Source organism: Tolumonas lignilytica, assembly GCF_000527035.1.
GTDB lineage: Bacteria > Pseudomonadota > Gammaproteobacteria > Enterobacterales > Aeromonadaceae > Tolumonas > Tolumonas lignilytica.
Genome location: NZ_AZUK01000001.1, coordinates 975,459 through 996,543, shown reverse-complemented (window position 1 = coordinate 996,543; position 21,085 = coordinate 975,459). Strand labels below are relative to the sequence as shown.

Annotated in this window: 17 protein-coding genes and 1 riboswitch; of the genes, 10 read left to right on the top strand and 7 right to left on the bottom strand. The window is 50.2% G+C overall.

What is annotated here, in order from left to right:
• Positions 1–51: 51 nt before the first annotated feature.
• Positions 52–143, bottom strand: a riboswitch (glycine riboswitch).
• Positions 144–514: 371 nt separating this feature from the next.
• Positions 515–1,321, top strand: coding sequence for a sugar-phosphatase (yidA, locus tag H027_RS0104695; protein ID WP_024871368.1), 807 nt, complete (start codon positions 515–517; stop codon positions 1,319–1,321).
• Positions 1,322–1,416: 95 nt separating this feature from the next.
• Here yidA and nadC read toward each other — a convergent pair whose 3' ends face one another.
• The gene (gene nadC / locus H027_RS0104690) at positions 1,417–2,256 is read right to left on the bottom strand and encodes a carboxylating nicotinate-nucleotide diphosphorylase (RefSeq protein WP_024871367.1); all 840 of its coding nucleotides are present in this window, start codon (positions 2,254–2,256) and stop codon (positions 1,417–1,419) included.
• Positions 2,257–2,364: 108 nt separating this feature from the next.
• Here nadC and ampD point away from each other — a divergent pair, with 108 nt between their 5' ends.
• The 7 genes from ampD (at position 2,365) to H027_RS0104655 (ending at position 12,519) form a co-directional block, all read left to right on the top strand.
• Positions 2,365–2,925, top strand: a complete 561-nt coding sequence (gene ampD, locus H027_RS0104685; RefSeq protein ID WP_038149168.1) for a 1,6-anhydro-N-acetylmuramyl-L-alanine amidase AmpD — start codon at positions 2,365–2,367, stop codon at positions 2,923–2,925.
• 79 nt (positions 2,926–3,004) lie between these two features.
• Positions 3,005–4,138: a glycerate kinase gene (locus H027_RS0104680; protein WP_024871365.1), complete on the top strand. Its 1,134-nt coding sequence runs from the start codon at positions 3,005–3,007 to the stop codon at positions 4,136–4,138.
• A gap of 388 nt (positions 4,139–4,526) precedes the next feature.
• On the top strand, positions 4,527–5,285 hold the full coding sequence (pdhR, locus tag H027_RS0104675) for a pyruvate dehydrogenase complex transcriptional repressor PdhR (protein ID WP_024871364.1): 759 nt from the start codon (positions 4,527–4,529) through the stop codon (positions 5,283–5,285).
• A gap of 42 nt (positions 5,286–5,327) precedes the next feature.
• Entirely contained in the window at positions 5,328–8,000 is a 2,673-nt protein-coding gene (gene aceE, locus H027_RS0104670) for a pyruvate dehydrogenase (acetyl-transferring), homodimeric type (protein ID WP_024871363.1), read from the top strand.
• Positions 8,001–8,011: 11 nt separating this feature from the next.
• On the top strand, positions 8,012–9,889 hold the full coding sequence (gene aceF, locus H027_RS0104665) for a pyruvate dehydrogenase complex dihydrolipoyllysine-residue acetyltransferase (protein WP_024871362.1): 1,878 nt from the start codon (positions 8,012–8,014) through the stop codon (positions 9,887–9,889).
• A 76-nt stretch (positions 9,890–9,965) separates the two neighbouring features.
• Complete coding sequence (gene lpdA, locus H027_RS0104660; protein ID WP_038149166.1) at positions 9,966–11,393, top strand: dihydrolipoyl dehydrogenase; 1,428 nt, start codon at positions 9,966–9,968, stop codon at positions 11,391–11,393.
• A gap of 163 nt (positions 11,394–11,556) precedes the next feature.
• Entirely contained in the window at positions 11,557–12,519 is a 963-nt protein-coding gene (locus H027_RS0104655) for a pseudouridine synthase (RefSeq protein WP_024871360.1), read from the top strand.
• Positions 12,520–12,558: 39 nt separating this feature from the next.
• Here the strand turns inward: H027_RS0104655 and H027_RS0104650 are convergent, their stop codons facing one another.
• The gene (locus H027_RS0104650) at positions 12,559–13,437 is read right to left on the bottom strand and encodes an NAD(P)-dependent oxidoreductase (protein WP_024871359.1); all 879 of its coding nucleotides are present in this window, start codon (positions 13,435–13,437) and stop codon (positions 12,559–12,561) included.
• A gap of 182 nt (positions 13,438–13,619) precedes the next feature.
• Between H027_RS0104650 and H027_RS0104645 the strand changes: the two genes are divergently transcribed.
• The gene (locus H027_RS0104645) at positions 13,620–14,975 is read left to right on the top strand and encodes an aminotransferase-like domain-containing protein (protein WP_024871358.1); all 1,356 of its coding nucleotides are present in this window, start codon (positions 13,620–13,622) and stop codon (positions 14,973–14,975) included.
• Positions 14,976–14,985: 10 nt separating this feature from the next.
• On the opposite strand, the gene H027_RS17475 is transcribed toward H027_RS0104645, so the two are convergent.
• From H027_RS17475 to H027_RS0104630, 3 genes are all read right to left on the bottom strand, one after another.
• A complete protein-coding gene (locus H027_RS17475; RefSeq protein ID WP_051448952.1) occupies positions 14,986–15,381 on the bottom strand; it encodes a hypothetical protein in 396 nt (131 codons plus the stop codon).
• 127 nt (positions 15,382–15,508) lie between these two features.
• Positions 15,509–18,667 carry an efflux RND transporter permease subunit gene (locus H027_RS0104635; protein ID WP_038149164.1) on the bottom strand — a complete coding sequence of 1,053 codons (3,159 nt, stop codon included), beginning with the start codon at positions 18,665–18,667 and terminating at the stop codon, positions 15,509–15,511.
• Positions 18,657–19,685 carry an efflux RND transporter periplasmic adaptor subunit gene (locus H027_RS0104630; protein ID WP_024871355.1) on the bottom strand — a complete coding sequence of 343 codons (1,029 nt, stop codon included), beginning with the start codon at positions 19,683–19,685 and terminating at the stop codon, positions 18,657–18,659. The genes H027_RS0104635 and H027_RS0104630 overlap by 11 nt, the downstream gene beginning before the upstream one ends.
• Before the next feature lie 196 nt (positions 19,686–19,881).
• Between H027_RS0104630 and H027_RS0104625 the strand changes: the two genes are divergently transcribed.
• Positions 19,882–20,067 (top strand): YgaP family membrane protein, encoded by a 186-nt coding sequence (locus tag H027_RS0104625; protein WP_024871354.1) that lies wholly within the window; start codon positions 19,882–19,884, stop codon positions 20,065–20,067.
• A gap of 37 nt (positions 20,068–20,104) precedes the next feature.
• Here H027_RS0104625 and H027_RS0104620 read toward each other — a convergent pair whose 3' ends face one another.
• A complete protein-coding gene (locus H027_RS0104620; protein WP_024871353.1) occupies positions 20,105–20,422 on the bottom strand; it encodes a DUF190 domain-containing protein in 318 nt (105 codons plus the stop codon).
• A 36-nt stretch (positions 20,423–20,458) separates the two neighbouring features.
• Entirely contained in the window at positions 20,459–20,842 is a 384-nt protein-coding gene (crcB, locus tag H027_RS0104615) for a fluoride efflux transporter CrcB (protein ID WP_024871352.1), read from the bottom strand.
• Between the last annotated feature and the right edge of the window lie 243 nt (positions 20,843–21,085).

Below are 21,085 nucleotides of genomic sequence, written 5' to 3'. Positions count from 1 at the left end.
GAAAGGAGGAGACGGGAACACCTACCCGGTGAGGATCACCAGATATATCGTTCCATCCCCTCTGTCCTTTTGCCTGAGAGTTTCAACCGTGCGGTTTTGCTCCTTCGGCGCCCGATTTAACGGGTCTCTTCAGAGTCTCGTCCAGTAGCAGTCCTCGCCTTGCGGCACCTGAAAGATTCACTTCTTCGGTGGATGTAGAACCATCCTCTCCTGCTACCTTCATCCGAACATTGGAAGGTGGCTGTAGATCCTAAATAAAATTTTGGCGTTTGTCTTTATTGTGGTTTAAAAATTTACAACAAATAAAAATGTTGGTTTTTTATACTGTGTTTATGCCTATTATTAAGTGCAATACGGTGTGGTGGGTGTTATTGATTCGATGGAATTTGAGGAAAATTAAAAACGGTGCATTAATTCCGTTAATTCATTCCTGATGAAAGGAAGCGCTAAATCCGCTGAATGAAACCGGTTTATCCGATAAAATGGTGGCAGGTTTTCTATTCCGGTGATGACGATGTATAAGCTGATTGCTCTTGATATGGATGGCACGCTGTTGCGTGGTGACGGTACGATTTCTCAGCGAACGAAAAGTGCTATTCAACAAGCCCGGCAGAAAGGGGTGAAGGTGGTGTTGGCATCAGGGCGTCCGATTGAGGGGTTAGAACGTTACCTGACCGAATTGGAACTGACTAGCAATGATGATTATGCGCTGAGTTATAACGGTGCGCTGATCAAAAATGTGGGAACACGGGAAACCATCTGTAGCCAGTTGATCAGTGGCAAAGATGTTCATGATGTCTATTCTATCAGCCAGAAAATCGGCGTAAATACACACGCGTTCTCTACTGAGCTGGGGCTGATTTCGCCAAAACTCAGCCATTACACCGCCCATGAGCGTGATATGAACGGCATTGCGCTGACACTGATTGATTTCAATGAATTATCCGAAGATCACCCTATTATCAAAGTGATGTTGGTGGATGAACCGGAGATTTTGTCTCCGGGAGTTGAGCAAATTCCAGCAGATTATTACGAGCGGTTTACGGTAGTCAGAAGTGCGCCATTCTTTTTAGAAATTCTGAATAAAAACAGTAATAAAGGCAATGGTGTCGCGATGCTGGCTGATTACCTGGGGATCAAACCTGAAGAGGTCATTTGTGTCGGTGATGCGGGCAACGATGTGCATATGCTGGAGTATGCCGGATTATCGGTTGCGATGGGCAATGCGTTTGACGATATCAAAGCGATCGCTGATTACGTGACACATTCCAACGAAGAAGATGGTGTGGCGCACGTCATTGAGAAATTCATCCTGACCTGATTCCCCTGTGCAATGGGTTGTCAGGTTTTTGGAATGACCGGCCTGCGTCAGCAAGGATAAATCCGCTTCGGCAACCGAAGCGGATTTACAGTGGTTTATACAAAACGCATGGAGAGATCCATGGCATGTGTATGTTTGGTCAGCGCACCAACGGAAATATAATCAACACCCGTTTGGGCATAAGTAGCGATGGTTTGCAGTGTGACGTTGCCGGAAACTTCCAGTTTGGCCTTTCCTGCATTGATCTTGACGGCTTCATACATCATCGGAACTTCAAAATTATCCAGCATGATGATATCGGCATTTGCGTCCAGCGCTTGCTGTAGCTCATCCAGATTTTCGACTTCAACTTCGACCTTTTTACCCGGGTTCAACGCACGTGCGGTTTCAATTGCTTGTGCAATGCCACCACAGGCCATGATGTGGTTTTCCTTGATGAGGTAAGCATCGAACAACCCCATGCGATGATTTGCGCCGCCGCCACAGGTGACCGCATATTTCAGCGCCGTGCGCAGGCCTGGAATTGTTTTGCGGGTATCCAGCAATTTGCAGTGAGTGCCGGCGAGTTGCTGAACGTAGAGTGCAACATTGCTGGCGACCCCGGACAGCGTCTGGATAAAGTTCAGTACGGAACGTTCACCGGTTAACAGAATGCGTGCCGGACCATACATACGAAGCAGTTCCTGATTCGGTTGTACTGGGTCGCCATCTTTCACTTTCCATTCGATGCGGACATTGCCGCCGAGTTGGGTGAACACTTCTTCGGCCCAGGCTTTGCCACAAAATACCCCTTGTTCGCGCGTGATAACATAGGCTTCGGCCTGTCTGTCTGCGGGGATCAATTGTGCGGTAATATCGGCATGCGCATCGAGTACGCCACCTAAATCTTCTTCCAGAGCGGCACGTACTGTGCGCTGAATATCAGTTTGCAACATGACAAGTCCTGTTGAATTAGCCGGTTTTCCCGGTCGAAACAAAAAGATGCTGGAGATAAGCATACCATGTAGCATGCTTGGGCGCTAAAAACAGAGAGGTAAACTACCATGTTGCAAAAAAAATGGTTGATAAATGAACAGGGATGGCTCACCGAGGCTCGGCATTGTCCTTCTCCGTTTTATAATCAGCGGCCAGAAAATGAGCCGATCTCTTTGTTGGTGGTGCATGGTATTAGTTTACCGCCGGGGCAATTTGGCGGCCCCTATATTGATGCCTTGTTTACGGGCCACCTCGATCCTGATTTTCATCCTTATTTTGCAGCGATCGCACATTTGGAGGTTTCGGCACATTGTCTGATCCGCCGAGATGGAGAAGTGGTGCAATACGTCAGTTTTCTTGATCGCGCCTGGCATGCCGGGCGTTCGCAGTTTGAAGGCCGTGAAAACTGCAATGACTTTTCGATTGGTATTGAGCTGGAAGGCACCGATGACAGCGGTTATACCGAGGCGCAATATCAACAGCTGGCGATGCTCACGACCGCGATCCAAGACGCTTTTCCGGCCATCACGCCTGCCCGGATCACCGGACATGCCGACGTTGCCCCTGGCAGAAAAACTGACCCCGGCGCGTCATTTGACTGGGAGCAGTATCGCACTTTAATCAAGTAAACTGAGATGGTCGTGCGTATTCGTGCGAAGGTGCTCGTCTTCAGTCATAAGTTTTCAGTCATAACGCGAGTTGTCATTGATGAAAATTGTCATTGCCCCCGATTCCTATAAAGAAAGCCTGAGTGCGCTGGGTGTTGCAACTGCCATCGAGGCCGGCTTTCGTGCTGTTTTTCCTGATGCGGAGTATCGGCTTTTCCCGATGGCGGACGGCGGAGAAGGCACCGTGGATGCCATGGTGACGGCGACCGGAGGGACGAAGATCAGCGTTACGGTCAGTGATCCGCTAGGAAATCCGATTGATGCGGAACTGGGCCTGATCAATCCGCATTGTGCAGTGGTTGAAATGGCGGCGGCGAGTGGACTGGAGCGAATTCCTGTATCTGTCCGCAATCCGTTAGTCACGAGCACCTATGGTACGGGTGAATTGATTCGGGCGGCACTGGATCGGGGCGTGACTCAGATTATTCTCGGGCTGGGCGGCAGTGCAACCAATGACGGTGGTGCGGGGATGTTGCAGGCACTGGGCTATCGGTTGCTGGATCAGTATGGCGTTGATATTCCTCGTGGCGGGGTGGGGCTTGCGGCGTTAGCCAGCATTGATTGTGCGCAGGTGGATGCTCGGTTATCGCATTGCCAGTTTATTGTGGCCTGCGATGTGACCAATCCACTCACCGGGCCGTCGGGCGCGTCTCATGTGTTTGGCCCACAGAAGGGGGCGGATCCGGCGATGGTCGCGTTATTGGATGACAACCTGAAACATTACGCCCGTATCGTGGCGCAAGAATCAGGAGTGGATGTGGAGTTTGCGCCAGGGGCGGGAGCGGCCGGCGGAACGGGCGCTGCACTACTGGCTTTTATGAAAGCGGAATTACGCTCTGGGATTGATATGGTCACGTCGGCGGTGGGGCTGGAGCAGGCGATTGCAGAAGCGGATCTCGTGATCACCGGCGAAGGGCGGTTAGACAGTCAGAGTGTGAACGGGAAAGTCCCGGTTGGTATTGCCCGGATCGCAAAACGCTATAACAAACCCGTCATTGCGATTGCCGGGAGTCTGGGGGCGGATTTTTCACTGGTCTATGCGCAGGGCATCGATAGCGTATTCAGTGTGTTAAATCATGTCTGTACGCTGGAAGAGGCACTGACGCAGGCGGCTGAAAACATCCGTATCACCGCCCGGAATGTGGCTGCCACATTGCATATCCATTGCCGCTAACGGTATTAATGGTCAGACCGGTTCGTTTTTTAAACTGATTTTACAAACCAGTTACATTTATCGGCCCGTGAGGCTGAAGAACGTCTACAGCCTTACTGCGGTTATCTTCAAAGTTAATTCATTGTTTTTAATGAACTATCTTAAACCTCGTTCCCATCGGTTTTATCGCACCCGCATTCTCGCTAAGTAGACTGTAATTCCTCATGAAAATCTAAAACCATCCCATCTCTGTTTCATTTGTTAATGCGTTGTAATTGCTGTAAGGCGGAATGCGTAAAAATTCCCACATTTTTTGATTTTAATCAGATAATTCGTGGACAGTTGTTAATGATTTTGCTAATTTGTTTAACAATTCATGTATTGGTAATACCAAATTAACAAATTTCACATGACAGAATACAAACCAACTACACCAAAACTCTCCGACAGCATCGTTGCCGAATTGGAACAGATGATTGTCGACGGCACGTTGCAGCCAGGACAGAAACTGCTGCCAGAACGTGAATTGGCGGTGCAGTTCGGTGTTTCCCGCCCTTCTCTGCGCGAAGCAATCCAACGTCTGGAAGCGCGTGGTTTGCTCTATCGCCGTCAGGGTGGTGGTACCTACGTTAAAAGCGAATTGAACCGTGGGTTGTCTGACCCTTTCTTCGAGTTATTAGCTAATCACCCAGGTTCACAATTCGATCTGCTGGAATTCCGTCATGTTCTCGAAGGGGTCGCGGCTTATTACGCGGCACTTCGTGGTGATGAAAATGATTTTGCGCAAATGCGCGAGATACAAAGTGATATCGAGGCCGCACAGACCAGCGGTAATGTCGCTGCAGAAGCCAAAGCCGTTTCTGCTTTTTATCTCGCCATGACCGAAGCATCGCACAACGTGGTGCTGCTGCATCTGATGCGTGCCATCCGGGAGTTACTGGAACGTAACATTCTCGGAAATCTGGAAGTACTGAATCAGCGTCCGGGGGTGGTTAACCGGATCCGCCGTCACCGATCAGATTTGATCGCGGCGATCCTGGCGGGCCACCCAGAACAGGCCAGAGATGCTTGCCATGAGCATCTGGCTTTTATCGAGGATACCCTGCTGGATATACAGCGAGAAGATGAGCGTGCACAGCGCCCCTCGCGGCAGATCCATCAGGGATAACCTTACAACCAACATTGCCGTCAACAAACACAGGAAACAGCCATGTCTGAACTCCTTAAACATGATGTGGACCCAGTAGAAACTCAAGAGTGGTTAAACGCTCTGGAATCACTGCTTCGGGAAGAAGGTCCGGAACGAGCTCAATACATTCTGGATCAATTATCATCAGCCGCCAGCAAAGCAGGTTTAGCTGCAGGCACTGGTACTGGTGGTAAGCTGCTGACTGATTATATCAATACCATCGCGACCAGCGATCAACCGGCGTATCCGGGTAAACTGGATCTGGAACAGCGTATCCGTGCGATTATTCGCTGGAACGCAGTGATGATCGTTTTGCGTGCATCGAAGAAAGGCTTGGATCTGGGCGGACATATGTCCTCTTTTGCCTCTTCTGCCACAATTTACGATGTGTGCTTCAACCATTTCTTCCGTGCGCGTAACGAGAAAGACGGTGGCGATTTAGTTTACTTCCAAGGCCATATCTCTCCTGGCGTGTATGCCCGTGCATTTGTTGAAGGCCGTCTGACTGCTGATCAGCTGGACAACTTCCGTCAGGAAGTGGATGGCAAAGGTATTCCTTCTTATCCGCATCCAAAACTGATGCCTGAATTCTGGCAGTTCCCGACCGTATCTATGGGTTTAGGCCCAATCGGTGCGATCTATCAGGCGCGTTTCCTGAAATATCTGACCAACCGTGGCATCAAAGATTGCTCTGAGCAGAAAGTGTACGCTTTCCTGGGCGATGGTGAGATGGATGAGCCTGAATCTAAAGGCGCTATCACCGTTGCTGTACGTGAGAAACTGGACAACCTGATCTTCGTAATCAACTGCAACCTGCAGCGTCTGGATGGCCCAGTTGTCGGTAACGGTAAAGTGATCAACGAGCTGGAAGGTATCTTCGGCGGTGCTGGCTGGAACGTGATCAAAACCCTGTGGGGTTCTAAGTGGGATGAGCTGCTGCAGAAGGATACCTCTGGCAAGCTGATCCAGCTGATGAACGAAACACTGGATGGTGATTACCAGACTTTCAAATCCAAAGATGGCGCTTATGTCCGTAAACACTTCTTTGGCAAATACCCAGAAACCGCTGCGCTGGTGGCTGACTGGACTGATGAGCAGATCTTCTCACTGAAACGTGGTGGTCATGATCCGGTCAAACTGTTCGCTGCGTTCCAGAAAGCGACTCAGACTACCGGCAAGCCGACTGTGATCCTGGCGAAAACCGTAAAAGGTTATGGCATGGGTGAAGCTGCGGAAGGTAAAAACATTGCGCACCAAGTTAAGAAGATGGAACTGGATTCAGTTCGTCATATGCGTGATCGTTTCTTTGTTCCGGTTTCCGATGATCAAATCGACGAGCTGCCTTATCTGACTTTGGAAGAAGGCTCTGAAGAGTACAAATACCTGCACGAACGTCGTCAGGCATTGAAAGGTTATGTGCCAACTCGTTTGCCACAGACAACAGTGAAACTCGATATTCCTGAGCTGTCAGCATTTGATGCATTGCTTGGCGAACAGGCGCGTGAAGTGTCAACCACTATGGCATTTGTACGTAGCTTGAACGTGCTGCTGAAAGACAAATCTGTCGGTCAACGTATCGTGCCAATTCTGGCTGACGAAGCGCGTACTTTCGGTATGGAAGGTCTGTTCCGTCAAATCGGTATCTACAGCCCGCACGGTCAGCAATACACCCCGCAAGACAAAGAGATCGTCTCTTATTACAAGGAAGACCAGAAAGGTCAGATCCTGCAAGACGGTATCAACGAGCTGGGTGCAATGTCGTCTTGGTTAGCGGCGGCGACTTCTTACAGCACGAACGATTGCCCGATGATTCCGTTCTACATCTACTATTCGATGTTCGGTTTCCAACGTATCGGCGATATGGCATGGGCTGCTGGCGACCAGCAAGCACGTGGCTTCCTGTTGGGTGCGACCTCTGGCCGTACCACACTGAACGGTGAAGGTCTGCAGCACGAAGACGGCCATAGCCATATTCTGGCTGGCACCATCCCGAATTGCGTCAGCTATGACCCATCATTCGTGTATGAAGTGGCGGTGATCATTCAAGACGGTATGCGTCGTATGTACGGCGATAAACCAGAGAATATCTACTACTACATCACTACCCTGAACGAAAACTATCAGCACCCGGCTATGCCTGCTGGCGCTGAAGAAGGTATCCGTAAAGGTATCTACAAACTGGAATCTAACGCCGGTGCGAAAGGTCAGGTTCAGCTGATGGGTTGTGGTTCAATTCTGAACTACGTGCGTCGTGCCGGTAAGATTTTGGCTGACGAATACGGTATCGGTTCTGATGTGTACAGCGTAACCAGCTTCAACGAACTGGCGCGTGATGGTCAGAATGCTGATCGTTACAACATGCTGCACCCTGAAGGCGAACAGCAAGTGCCTTACATTGCTCAGGTTATGGGCTCTGCGCCAGCTATCGCTGCTACCGACTACATGAAGTCTTACGCTGATCAGGTGCGTAGTTTTGTTCCTGCCAGCAGCTATCGTGTTCTGGGTACAGATGGTTTCGGTCGTTCAGACAGCCGCGAAAACCTGCGTCGTCACTTCGAAGTGAACGAAGCCTACATCGTTGTAGCTGCACTGACTGAATTGGCTAAGCAAGGTACCGTTGAGAAGAAAGTAGTGGCAGAAGCCATTGCGAAATTCGGTATCGATGCTGACAAGATGAATCCGCTGTACGCGTAAGGGGAAATTTCATGTCTAAAGACATTTTTGTGCCGGATATCGGTGGTGATGAAGTTGCCGTGACCGAAATTCTGGTCAAAGTAGGTGACAAGGTTGAAGCTGACCAATCCCTGCTGACGGTAGAAGGCGATAAAGCCTCTATGGAAGTACCTGCACCAGAAGCGGGTATTGTTAAAGAGATCAAAATTGCATTAGGTGACAAGGTTTCTACTGGTTCCCTGATCATGGTATTCGAAGCGGAAGGTGCAGCAGTTGCTGCTGCACCAGCTCCGGTCGCTGCAGCGCCTGTTGCAGCAGCCCCTGCGGCAGCCGCACAGCTGGAAGTCAACGTGCCGGATATCGGCGGTGACGAAGTGGCTGTGACTGAGATTTTGGTTAAAGTTGGCGACACCGTTGACGCTGACCAATCGCTGCTGACTGTAGAAGGCGACAAAGCCTCTATGGAAGTACCGGCCCCGTTTGCGGGTGTGGTGAAAGAGATCAAAGTGGCGCTGGGTGACAAAGTGTCTACCGGCTCACTGATCATGGTGTTTGAAGTCGCGGGTGCAGCACCTGCTGCGCCAGTTGCCGCGGCTCCAGCGCCTGTTGCGGCGGCACCAGCAGTTGCTTCGGTGAAAGAAGTGAACGTACCAGACATCGGCGGTGACGAAGTTGCTGTAACCGAAATTCTGGTCAAAGTGGGTGACAGCGTTGATGCTGATCAATCACTGATCACCGTGGAAGGCGACAAGGCCTCTATGGAAGTACCAGCACCGTTTGCGGGTGTTGTTAAAGCACTGAAAATTGCTGTCGGTGACAAGGTGAAAACCGGTTCACTGATCATGGAATTTGAAGTGGCAGGCGCTGCCCCTGCAGCTCCGGTTGCCGCTGCACCTGCCGCCGCTCCAGCTCCTGCAAAAGCGGCTCCTGCTGCACCTGTTGCGGCGGCGAAAGCGGAAGAAAAAGGCGAGTTTGTTGCCAGCGAAGCCTATGTGCATGCGACGCCGGCGATCCGTCGTCTGGCGCGTGAATTTGGTGTGAATCTGGCAAACGTTAAAGGATCTGGCCGTAAAGGTCGTATCCAGAAAGAAGACGTGCAGAACTATGTGAAAGAAGCGCTGAAACGTGCGGCTTCTGCTCCTGCAGCTGGTGGTTCAGGTGCGGGTCTGGGCGTGCTGCCATGGCCGAAAGTGGACTTCGCGAAATTTGGCGATGTCGAAGAAGTGCCATTGACGCGTATCCAGAAGATCTCTGGCCCGAACCTGCACCGTAACTGGGTGATGATCCCGCATGTTACTCAGTTCGACGAAGCCGATATCGGTGAGCTGGAAGCGTTCCGTAAAGAACAAAATATCATTGCTGACAAACAGCAACTGGGCTTCAAGATCACTCCGCTGGTGTTTATCCTGAAAGCGGCTGCCAAAGCACTGGAAGCACACCCACGTTTCTGCAGCTCACTGTCAGAAGACGGTTCTACACTGATCATGAAAAAATACATCCACATCGGTGTGGCGGTTGATACGCCAAACGGTCTGGTTGTACCGGTAGTTCGTGATGTTAACAAGAAAGGCATCTATGAACTGTCGAAAGATCTGGCTGAAATCTCGAAGAAAGCTCGTGCCGGTAAACTGACTGGCGCTGACATGCAGGGCGGCTGCTTCACCATCTCCAGCTTGGGTGGTATCGGTGGCACGCAGTTCACGCCAATCGTGAACGCGCCAGAAGTGGCGATCCTGGGTGTCTCTAAGTCAGATATGAAACCAAAATGGAACGGTAAAGAATTCGTACCACAACTGACGTTGCCGCTGGCGTTGTCTTATGACCACCGTGTCATTGACGGTGCTGATGGTGCGCGTTTCATTACGACGCTGACTGGTGTGCTGTCCGACATTCGTCGTTTAGTGCTGTAATTTTGTCTGCCTCACCGGAAACGTGCTAGCTTTAGTGGGTTTCCGGTAGCAACTGAGATAGAAAATCGAGGTCATAATGAGTAATGAAATCAAAACTCAGGTTGTGGTGATTGGTGCGGGCCCAGCTGGTTATTCTGCTGCATTCCGTTCTTCTGATCTGGGATTAGACACTGTTCTGATTGAACGTTTCGGTACCCTGGGTGGCGTGTGTTTGAACGTGGGTTGTATCCCATCAAAAGCACTGCTGCACGTAGCAAAAGTGATCGAAGAAGCAAAAGCACTGGCTGAGCACGGTATCGTTTTCGGTGAACCACAAACTGACATTAACAAGATCCGTCTGTGGAAAGAAAAAGTTGTTACCAAACTGACTGGCGGTCTGGCTGGTATGGCCAAACAGCGTAAAGTGCCGGTGGTGAACGGTCTGGCTAAATTTACTGGCCCGAACAGCATCGACGTAACGGCAGCAGATGGCTCTGTAACTACCATCAAATTTGATAACGCGATCATCGCGGCGGGTTCTCGCCCAGTTAAACTGCCATTTATTCCACACAACGATCCACGTGTTTGGGACTCTACCGATGCGCTGGAACTGAAAGAAGTACCGGGCAAATTGCTGGTATTGGGTGGCGGTATTATCGGTCTGGAAATGGGTACTGTGTACTCTGCTCTGGGTGCTGAAATCGACGTGGTTGAATTTGCTGATCAGCTGGTTCCTGCCGCTGACAAAGATGTGGTGAAGGTTTACACCAAACGCGTTGAGCAGAAATTCAACCTGATGCTGGAAACCAAAGTAACTGCGGTTGAAGCGAAAAAAGACGGTCTGTATGTCTCTTTTGAAGGCAAACAAGCACCGGTTGAACCAGTTCGTTATGACAACGTGCTCGTGGCCGTCGGTCGTGTACCGAATGGTAAAAACCTGGATGCCGAAAAAGCCGGTATCACAGTGACTGATCGTGGCTTCATTGAAGTTGATAAACAGCTGCGCACTAATGTGCCGCACATTTTCGCGATCGGTGACATCGTGGGTCAGCCAATGCTGGCACACAAAGGTGTGCACGAAGGTCATGTGGCTGCCGAAGTTATTGCCGGCAAGAAACATTACTTCGATCCGAAAGTTATTCCTTCTATCGCCTATACCGAACCTGAAATTGCATGGGTTGGTTTGACCGAGAAAGAAGCGAAAGCCAAGGGCATCAACTACGAAACAGCGGTGTTCCCATGGGCGGCATCAGGTCGTGCGATTGCATCTGACTGCGCGGATGGTATGACTAAACTGATTTTCGACAAGGCAACTCACCGTGTGATCGGTGGTGCGATTGTTGGTACCAACGGCGGTGAACTGTTGGGCGAAATCGGTCTGGCGATTGAGATGGGTGCTGATGCGGAAGATATCGCATTGACCATTCATGCTCACCCAACGCTGCACGAATCAGTTGGTCTGGCTGCGGAAGTGTATGAAGGTTCTATTACTGACCTGCCGAATGCGAAGGCGAAAAAACGCTGAGTTATCTCTTTTCCTGAGGTAATTTTTAGCCCCTGAACTCTAGGCCCCTAGAAATTCAGGGGCTAATTTTTTTCTGCTATTCCTTGGTTCATTGTAAAATATCTCGGATCAGGCCACCCGCAGAGCGGAAACTGGCTTAGGCTTCACTGTCCGATTTGAGATTATGTACATCAAAGCGCAAACCCCAGCACACGTTGACCCCTTCCAGCCGTCAGAAGCAGGCTTTTCCCATCCGCTAACGGTGAAGCCGCTGATTACGCCCAGTACATTTGTGCTGCCGTATCAGGGGGAATGGCAAACGGTGCTCGACTGTTTATGCGACAGTTTTCCTGCTATCAGCCGCACGAATTGGCTCAGCCGTTTTGAACGACAACGGGTGCTGGATAGTCATCACGCACCGATTACGCATGATTTACCTTATCGGGCCGGTGTGCGGATCTATTACTATCGCGAAATCACCGATGAAAAAATCATCCCGTTTGAGGAATCGATTTTATATCTGGATGAACATATTCTGGTGGCCGATAAACCGCATTTTCTGCCGGTGATCCCGGGTGGGGATTACGTGGAACAGACGCTGTTGGCCCGTCTGATGGGGCGCCTCAATAATGCTGAATTGCAGCCACTGCATCGGCTGGATCGGCATACGGCGGGTCTGGTGTTGTTTTCGGTACAGAAGCAAACGCGTGCAATCTATCAGGCACTGTTTCGTGACCGCAAAATTGATAAATACTATGAAGCCATTGCTCCCGCGTTACCGCATTTGCAGTTTCCGCATCAGCGTCAGAGCCGAATTGTGCGTGGTGAGCCGTTTTTCCTGTCACAGGAAACCTTGGGTGAACCAAATTCACACACCATTATCGAAGTGCTGGAACAACAGGGCGATTGGTGTCGCTACCGGCTTAATCCGGTGACGGGCAAGAAACATCAGCTTCGGTTGCATATGGCCGGCTTGGGCGCACCCATCCGTCATGATCCATTTTATCCGCAGGTCAATGATGAACTGGCGAAAGATTATGCAAGACCGTTACAACTGCTGGCAAAAGAGCTGAGCTTTGAAGATCCGCTGACTGGCATCGTGCGACATTTTGAAAGTCAACAGCGGTTAAGCTGGCATGTTGCATAAAACATGAGCCTCCCGGTCAGAGGCTCATCATGCTCACGCTCACGCCTCTTTTTTCAGTGACAGGATCAGCGCGGAGGTGTCTAGTTTGCCACAACCTTCTTCCTGTAATTGGGCATAGCGTTCATCCACCTGCTTGGTTAGTGGCAGTTCAATGTGCTGGCGTGCAGCTTCCTCCAGACAGATGCCTAAATCTTTGCGCATCCAGTCGATGGCAAAACCAAAACTGAATTTGTTTTGTGCCATGGTTTCGGCTCGGTTTTCCATCTGCCACGAACCCGCAGCGCCGAATTTCAGGGTTTCGACCACTTGATGAATGTCCAGCCCCACGGTTTCTGCCAGCAACAGGCCTTCGCTCAAACCTTGTAATACACCGGCGATACAGATTTGATTGACCATCTTGCAACGTTGTCCGGCACCACAGCGACCGACCAGTTGGATCTGGCGGGCATAGGATTCCATAACTGGTTTCACGCTGGCAAAGGTCTGTTCATCACCACCACACATGATGGTTAGGCAGCCTTTTTCCGCACCGCTCTGCCCGCCGGAGACGGGACAGTCCATGAAATGGACACCTTGTTTATGACAGGCATTTTCGAGCTCATGGGCCAGCACGGCAGAGGCTGTCGTATGATCGATGAGGATCGCCCCCGGTTTTAATCCAGCCAGGATCCCATTTTCGCCATAACAGACGCTGCGGACATCGTTATCATTACCGATGCAGATAAAGACGATATCGGCGGTTTCCGCGGCTTCACGCGGTGTTTCCGCTATATGACCGTGGTATTTGGCTTGCCATGCTTCAGCTTTGCTGTGAGTGCGATTATAAACAGTAGTATTAAAGCCTTTCTGTTGTAAATGTCCGGCCATGGGGAAACCCATGACACCGAGACCAATGAATGCGATGTTCTGAATGCGCATGATGAATTCTCCTGATTGATGTCTGAGAAGATAATTGATCGACAAATGACATATGTCAATTAATCATCTTTGTTTTCTCAAAAATCCCGTAAATAGACGGTCAGGCGTACTTTATGGCTTAATTTATCTCCTTATTGATATATGTTATCCTTGGTCAATCAACATGCTCCCGGTCTGATAAAATGAGTGCGCCTAAATATTTAGCCATTGTAAAAAAGATAGAAGAATTCATCCGATCCGGCCAGTTTGCAGAAGGCAGCCAATTGCCAACTCATCGGGAACTGGCGCAGCAGATGGGAACGACTGCCATCACAGTGGCGAAAGCCTATAAAGCCTTGGCCGAAAAAAAACTCATCGAATCATTTGTCGGACGGGGTAGTTTTGTCTGCAATCATAGCCAGCTTTCTGATGTGATCAGGGCAGAAAGCCTTGAGCAGGAATACAATCTCTCAATTTTGCAGCCTTGCATTTATCAACATACGGAGCAGTTGAATCAGGCTTTTTCACAAATATTAAATCGCGGCAATGATGCGCTTTATGGCTATGTGGAACATACCGGGCTAACCCGACATCGCGCTCTGGGAGCGGTCTGGGCGCATCATTATGGTCTGGATGTCTCGGGGCATGAACAGATCGTTCTGGCCTGTGGTGCCCAGCACGCACTTTCTGTGCTGATTCAGTGTTATACCCAGCCAGGTGACACCATTGCCGTTGAAGATCTGACCTACCCAGGGATTTTGTCTATTGCGAATATGCTAGGCCGCAATGTGGTCGGTATCCCGATGGATCAGCAGGGGATGCTACCACAATCGTTAAATGAACTATGTCAATCTATGCGCATTGCTATGGTCATCATCGTGCCGTCGTATCAAAATCCAACGGCTGCGACGATGCCGATGGAACGACGACAGCAAATTGCGGCCGTTGTGAATGAGCATCAGCTCTGGCTGGTTGAAGATGATATCTACGGCTTTCTGAATCCGCAGCCGATTCCGGCCATCACAAATCTGGCTCCCGATTTTGGTTTTCATATCACCAGTTTGTCGAAAGCCATCAGCCCAGGGATGCGCTGTGCCTTCATCAAAACTCCGGTGCAGGAAAGTGAACGGTTATCGGCCTTTATTCGTGCGACGATCTGGTTGCCATCCCCCTTGCCATTTGCGGTAGCGGCAACGCTGATTCAATCGGGCGAGGCATTTCGGATAGCAGAACAACAACGTGAAATCGCAATCCGCCGCCAGTGTCTAGCCCGAGAATGGTTAGCCGACTATCAACTGCTCAGTCAGCCTGACAGTTATCATTTGTGGCTGATTCTGCCGGAAGAGTGGCAGGCGGATGCCTTTACGCTGGCTGCGAAAAACCGAGGCATTCTGGTCAGCAGTGCTTCCTATTTTAAGGCCGATCCGCGAGCACCGACACCCAATGCGATCCGTTTATCGCTGATGGCGATCAATGATGAATCGAGCCTGATTGTTGCACTCAGGCAGCTTGCTGAACTGCTCAAACGAGACATTCGCTTTGACTACACCTATTTTTGAATCATGGACATTAGAAACTGCTACTTCTGAACCTTGGCTGTCTGTGATGGCGATGATGTAAGCGCTGATATTCGCGGATCAGCGCCCATGACACCAACAGAAAACCTGCCGCCAGCAGGATCATTTCACCTGAACTTCGTAACAGCAGCACACCGAGCAGGAAATAGGCAAAAGGCAGAAATTCATATATCGGTTCCGGTAAAACCAGCCGCTTGTGTGATAAGTCGGCAGGCTCATCGGTGCGACGATTTCGGGAACGCATGACCCAGACGCTGGCGCCGGCACAATAGAACAAAATGCCGGAAATAATGATGAGCAGGCGGTCACTGCTAAAGATCATGGCGATGCCGCCGAGGGTATATAGGCGGGGTAATGATTCATAGATCATGCTTGGTAATATAAACATGCTGCCGTACTCAGTTATTAAAAGTTTATCTATTAACAATAGTCTATTTTTTGAACTTCGTATGACACCGCATTAATTTGGGGCAGGCAAAAAAGCCGCCAGTGAAAACTGGCAGCAAAGAGGCTTTTTACCCTTTATGTTTCAGATAGAGAAAATAGAGCACAGGGATCACCACCAACGTCAACATGGTTGAGGCAAACAGGCCAAATACCAAGCTGATGGCTAATCCATTAAAAATAGGATCATCTAAGATAAAGGTAGCACCAATCATCGCCGCCAGCGCGGTTAAAATAATGGGTTTTGCTCGTACCGCACCACTATTAATGACCGCTTCGGCTAATTCAACGCCTGCGGCGCGTTGTTGATTGACAAAGTCGACCAGCAGAATTGAATTTCTGACGATGATCCCCGCCAGTGCGATCATGCCTATCATCGATGTGGCGGTGAACGGCGCTCCCAGCAGGGCATGTCCTGGCATTACGCCCACCAGTGTCAATGGGATAGGGGCCATGATGATCAGGGGGACGCTGTAGGAATTAAAATGAGCCACCACCAGAAAATAAATCAGTAGTATGCCGACGGAGTAGGCAATACCCATATCCCGGAAGGTTTCATAGGTTATTTTCCATTCCCCATCCCATTTGATGGCAACACCGGACAGACCGTCCGGTTGTCCGATCAACGACTGTTTCCATTGTGGATGTTGCGTGCTGAGTTTACTGGCAATTTCCGCCATGCCATATAAGGGGCTGTCGAGTTTACCGGCCATATCGGCGGTCACCATGACCATCGGCTGCATATTTTTATGCATGATGCTGTGCGGTTTCTCATTTTGGAGGACATCCACGAGTTCGCTCAGGGCAATGGCTTTCCCGGCAGCGGAAGGCAAGGTCAGACTTAATACGCCCAGCAGATCGGCTTTTTCACCTTCGGCCAGACGCAAGCGGATGGGTTTGGCATATTTTTGATCCGGGGAATGTAAGTAGCTGACATCTTGCCCGCCCAACGCGCCGACCAATGTCTGTCGAATCAAGGCTTCGGATATACCCAGCCGAGAGGCGCGAGCCCGGTTAATGCTCAGTTGCCAGTGTTGCTGTGCGGCGGGAATATCGACATCAATATCGACAATATCCGGCGTGCTTTTGAAGGTATTCATGACTTGTTGTGCGGCCTGTTCACGCATGGCCTGTGTCGGGCCATAAACCTCAGCCAGGATAGGGGACCATACCGGCGGCCCTGGTGGAATTTCAACGACCTTAATCGTGGCGCCAGCTTTGTTGGCGATAGGGGTCAGACGTTCCCGAGCTTCACGGGCGATCTGATGGCTGGCCCGGTCACGTTCATGTTTCCCTTTCAGGTTGATTTGTAAATCGCCCAATTCTGCCGATTGGCGCATGAAGTAATGACGTACCAATCCATTAAAATTGATGGGCGCTGATGTACCGGCATAGATCTGGACAGAGGTCACCTCCGGTATGGTTTCGGCGTCACTGGCCAACTGCCGTAATACCGTTTGGGTTTGTTCCAGCGAAGTCCCCTCTGGCATATCAACCATGACCTGAAATTCAGATTTGTTATCAAAAGGCAGCATTTTCAATACCACCAGTTGCAAGACAGGTAAGGCCAGTGAACAGACCAGCAATAAACCGACGACTAAGGTTAACTTGCGCCGGGCCGATTTTGCTTTCTCGCCACCGAGAAACCGGCTCAGGAATCCACGGAATGCCTGAATAGCTTTGTGTTCCTCGTGCTCGACATGATTGCCAACATGGGGACGCAGCAAATGCAACGCTAACCATGGGGTTACAATAAAGGCAACCGCCAGCGAAATAAGCATGCCAGTACTGGCATTGATGGGAATGGGGCTCATGTAGGGGCCCATCATGCCGCTGACGAAAGCCATAGGCAGCAAGGCCGCAATCACGGTAAGGGTTGCCAGAATCGTCGGGCCACCCACTTCATCGACGGCTTGTGGGATCGCCTCTTTCCAGTTACCCCCATCTTTCTGATGTCGATGGATGTTCTCTACCACCACAATGGCATCATCGACCAGGATCCCGATAGAGAAGATGAGAGCGAACAACGAAATGCGGTTTAACGTAAATCCCCAGGCCCAAGAGGCAAATAACGTGATGGACAGAGTCAGCAGAATGGCACCGCCTACCACGACCGATTCGCGCCAGCCCATGCTTAACCAGACCAAGAGCACCACAGCCGTGGTGGCAAAAATCAACTTGCTGATCAGTTTATTGGCTTTTTCATTGGCGGTCTGACCGTAATCGCGGGTCACATTCACTTCTACCCCATCCGGTATCAGAATGTGATGCACTTGCGCCAAGCGATCCGTGATCGCCCGGCTGAGATCGACCGCATTGACGCCCGGTTGTTTGGCGATGGCCAGTGTGACGGCCGGATAAATTTGCCCGGCCTGATTCATCCAGACATTCGCGGTCGGGACATCCGCCCCATCTTTGACATCGGCGATATCCGCCAGATAAATTGGATGGTTGTTTTGTGTGCTGATGATGAGTTGACGCACTTCGTCTGCCGAGGTCAAAAATGAGCCAACCTGCAAGCTGACCTGATGATTATCCTGCGTCAGCGAGAGATTGGTTTGTTGCTGATTGGCTGTCTGCAACACCTGTGTGACTTGGGGCCAGTTTAAGCCAAACGCATTCATTTTGACCGGATCAACCGTCACTTGTACGACACGATCATGACGTCCCACCGTTTGGATTTGCCGGGTGCCGGGGAGGCGTTTTAGTTCGGTTTCCAGCCCATGAGCTACCTGAGTTAATTGCTCTGCGGTGATATCAGCGCGTTTACTCCATAGCGTCAGATTGAGGATCGGAACATCATCAATGGCGCGGGGTTTGACTAACGGCTCACCAACACCTAACCCAGCCGGGAGCCAGTCTCGGTTGGATGCAAGCTGGTTATACAGATCGACCAGCGCCTGCTGACGGGGTTTGCCCACTTTGAACGCCACAATGAGCATGGCGCCGCCGGGCTGTGAAAAAGAGTACATGGTGTCGATATCTTTCATTTCAGACAGTACCTGCTCGGCAGGCAGCGTCACCAGTTGTTCCACCTCCTTGGGGCTGGCGCCGGGGAATGGAATATAGATATCGGCAAAAGTCACTTCGATCTGCGGTTCTTCTTCCTTCGGTGTGATCAGAATAGCCGCGATGCCGAGCAATAACCCCAGTAATGCCAGCAATGGCGTGATCGGGGAATGCAGGAACTTGCGGGCAATCCGACCGGAAAGGCCGAGTTCAGGGCGCATAATGACCTCCCTGTGTCGCAATCACTGCATAGGCATCTTTGGCGACGGTTTCTCCGCTTTGCAGGCCGGAGAGGATTTCGACCTGACCATCGTAATTACGGCCTAGGCGTACTTGTTGCAAGACATATCCATTCTTCGTAACCAGATACACGGCTGATAATTCGTTCTGACGCAACACGGCACTTTCTGGGATCAGCAGTTTGGGCTTGGTTGCCAATGGCATGGCCAGTTTGACCCAAATACCATTTCGCCAGACGGGGGTATTTTGTTTCGGCAAGTTGGCTCTCAGGGTAAAACTGTGACTGGCTGGATCTGCAAATTGAAATAACTGATGCTGTTTTAACGTCAATTCCTGGCCATCGGGGAAGGTCAGTTGCAAGGGGGTATCTTCTTTCAGTTGTGAGACATAGCGGGCCGGTAATGACGCGACGACACGCATATTCTCAAATGCATATCCACTGAGTAGTGGTTGGCCGGGGCTTACGGTCTCCCCCAGCGAGACATGACGGGCAGAAACCACCCCTGCATAAGGTGCAACAATGCGGGTATAACCCAGATTCTCACTGGCTTGGACTAATTCTGCCTTTGCCTGTTTTAAGACACTGGCAGCAGCTTCGGCTTCTGTGGCCGCAGCATCATATTCCCGTTTGGAAATAGAACCTTTTTTTACCAGTTCCACCAGACGCAGGCGTTGTCGTTCGGCATCGGTATAACGTGCTTCTGCGGCTTTGACTGCCGCCTTGGCCTGATCCTGTCCGGCAGATTGAGAAGTATTGGTGATTTCAATCAGTAATTGTCCGGCGGGAACCACATCGTTGACATCGACTGTAATGGCGCTGATCCGGCCGCTGGTTTGTGCGGAGACAGTTCCCTGATCGATAGGCTCCAGCCTGCCGTCCATGATAAACCAGTCAGGGATATTACTTGGCTGAATGGTTATCGTTTGGTTTGTCATTGATGTCTCTGCGGCATTGACCAGCCCGGTACAGAAAATGATAAGACCCCAAAGATATCGCATGGTCTGGCTTCCTTTAAATTAGATATATCTAATATAATCTTTTACACACATCCTGCAACTAATAAAAGTCTAGTTCCATTCGAGCGTTACAGCAGGTAAATGTGTCAACCGAGATAGAACAAATTGAGTCTGCTAGCACTTTTGAAAAAAGAGATTAATATTAAATTAGATATTTCTAATTAATTTGGGAGAGGTTATGACTGCTGATAAAGCTGTACGGGCGTTTGCAGGGCTGATGGTGTTGCTGTCGGTGGCATTGACATACTGGGTTAGCCCGTGGTTTGTCTTGCTGACCTTGTTTGTGGGCGCCAATCTTCTACAAAGTGCCTTTACCGGTTTCTGTCCGGCGGAAATGTTTTTCAGAAAAATGGGGTTGAAGTAATCGACTAATCTCATCGGGAAGCTGATACCAGACGGTATCAGCGCTCGCCTGACATACCAAATTCAATGGCCGCCTGAGTATAAAAAATGTTGATGTTTTCCTTGTTCAACAGGGCAAACATCTGTTCGGCTTCTTCCGCCGTCACGGCCATGGTGATCTGCAACGGTTGTTCGGTTAACTCAAAAAAATGGGTAGAGTGCAGTTTTTTATCATGCCCGAAACCTTCGGTCGCAGCGGTCAGCGTGGCACCGCGAATACCTATTTCTTTGGCTTGCTGAATCAACCATAACGCCAGTGATTGACCATGAACGGAACGGTCTTGCTGGGTAAAAAAGGTGAGTTTGAAACCTTGCATAAATACCTCCTGCGACACCTTGGAGTCGGCTCATGTTCAGCTGCGTTGTAGCAGATTCATTGTTGCCATACCCAATAATGTCATCATCAACGATCCCAACACATGCACCGCAATTGCACCGCCGGCCCACAGTAACCGGCCTTGTTGTAATAAGGTGGTAACTTCAGCGGAAAAAGTCGAAAACGTGGTTAAGCCGCCCAGAAAACCGGTGATCACCAGTAAACGCCATTCCGGTGGTAATTGTGGATTTGCTGCAAAAAAAGTGACGGCAATACCGATCAGATAACCCCCGATCAGATTAGCCAGCAGCGTACCGGGCGGAATGGTCGGAAATAACGCGTTGAAGCCGAGCCCCAATAGCCATCGGCTGAGGGCACCAAAAGAGGCTCCAAGACTGATCGCTAAGATCGAATACAACATGACACGGTCCTTTCTCTGAAATCCGGGCAAAGATTATCAGCTATCGCCTGACTGCCCAACTATTTCTATGTCTGTATGAATTATAGCTTTAGCGTCAATTGCTAACCACCTGGTTGCCGGAATGATCTTTCGGGATAAAAAATAGATATGAAATATACGAAATTTTTTCTTCGCTAATTGCTCGCGGATGTTTTTTGTGTCGCTAACGATTATGCTTAGCCAGGATGTCATTATAAAAACTAC

Coding starts and splice junctions, on each gene's coding strand:
- yidA (WP_024871368.1), top strand. CDS start 515: ATGTATAAGCTGATTGCTCTTGATATGGATGGCACGCTGTTGCGTGGT.
- nadC (WP_024871367.1), bottom strand. CDS start 2,256: ATGTTGCAAACTGATATTCAGCGCACAGTACGTGCCGCTCTGGAAGAA.
- ampD (WP_038149168.1), top strand. CDS start 2,365: ATGTTGCAAAAAAAATGGTTGATAAATGAACAGGGATGGCTCACCGAG.
- H027_RS0104680 (WP_024871365.1), top strand. CDS start 3,005: ATGAAAATTGTCATTGCCCCCGATTCCTATAAAGAAAGCCTGAGTGCG.
- pdhR (WP_024871364.1), top strand. CDS start 4,527: ATGACAGAATACAAACCAACTACACCAAAACTCTCCGACAGCATCGTT.
- aceE (WP_024871363.1), top strand. CDS start 5,328: ATGTCTGAACTCCTTAAACATGATGTGGACCCAGTAGAAACTCAAGAG.
- aceF (WP_024871362.1), top strand. CDS start 8,012: ATGTCTAAAGACATTTTTGTGCCGGATATCGGTGGTGATGAAGTTGCC.
- lpdA (WP_038149166.1), top strand. CDS start 9,966: ATGAGTAATGAAATCAAAACTCAGGTTGTGGTGATTGGTGCGGGCCCA.
- H027_RS0104655 (WP_024871360.1), top strand. CDS start 11,557: ATGTACATCAAAGCGCAAACCCCAGCACACGTTGACCCCTTCCAGCCG.
- H027_RS0104650 (WP_024871359.1), bottom strand. CDS start 13,437: ATGCGCATTCAGAACATCGCATTCATTGGTCTCGGTGTCATGGGTTTC.
- H027_RS0104645 (WP_024871358.1), top strand. CDS start 13,620: ATGAGTGCGCCTAAATATTTAGCCATTGTAAAAAAGATAGAAGAATTC.
- H027_RS17475 (WP_051448952.1), bottom strand. CDS start 15,381: ATGTTTATATTACCAAGCATGATCTATGAATCATTACCCCGCCTATAT.
- H027_RS0104635 (WP_038149164.1), bottom strand. CDS start 18,667: ATGCGCCCTGAACTCGGCCTTTCCGGTCGGATTGCCCGCAAGTTCCTG.
- H027_RS0104630 (WP_024871355.1), bottom strand. CDS start 19,685: ATGCGATATCTTTGGGGTCTTATCATTTTCTGTACCGGGCTGGTCAAT.
- H027_RS0104625 (WP_024871354.1), top strand. CDS start 19,882: ATGACTGCTGATAAAGCTGTACGGGCGTTTGCAGGGCTGATGGTGTTG.
- H027_RS0104620 (WP_024871353.1), bottom strand. CDS start 20,422: ATGCAAGGTTTCAAACTCACCTTTTTTACCCAGCAAGACCGTTCCGTT.
- crcB (WP_024871352.1), bottom strand. CDS start 20,842: ATGTTGTATTCGATCTTAGCGATCAGTCTTGGAGCCTCTTTTGGTGCC.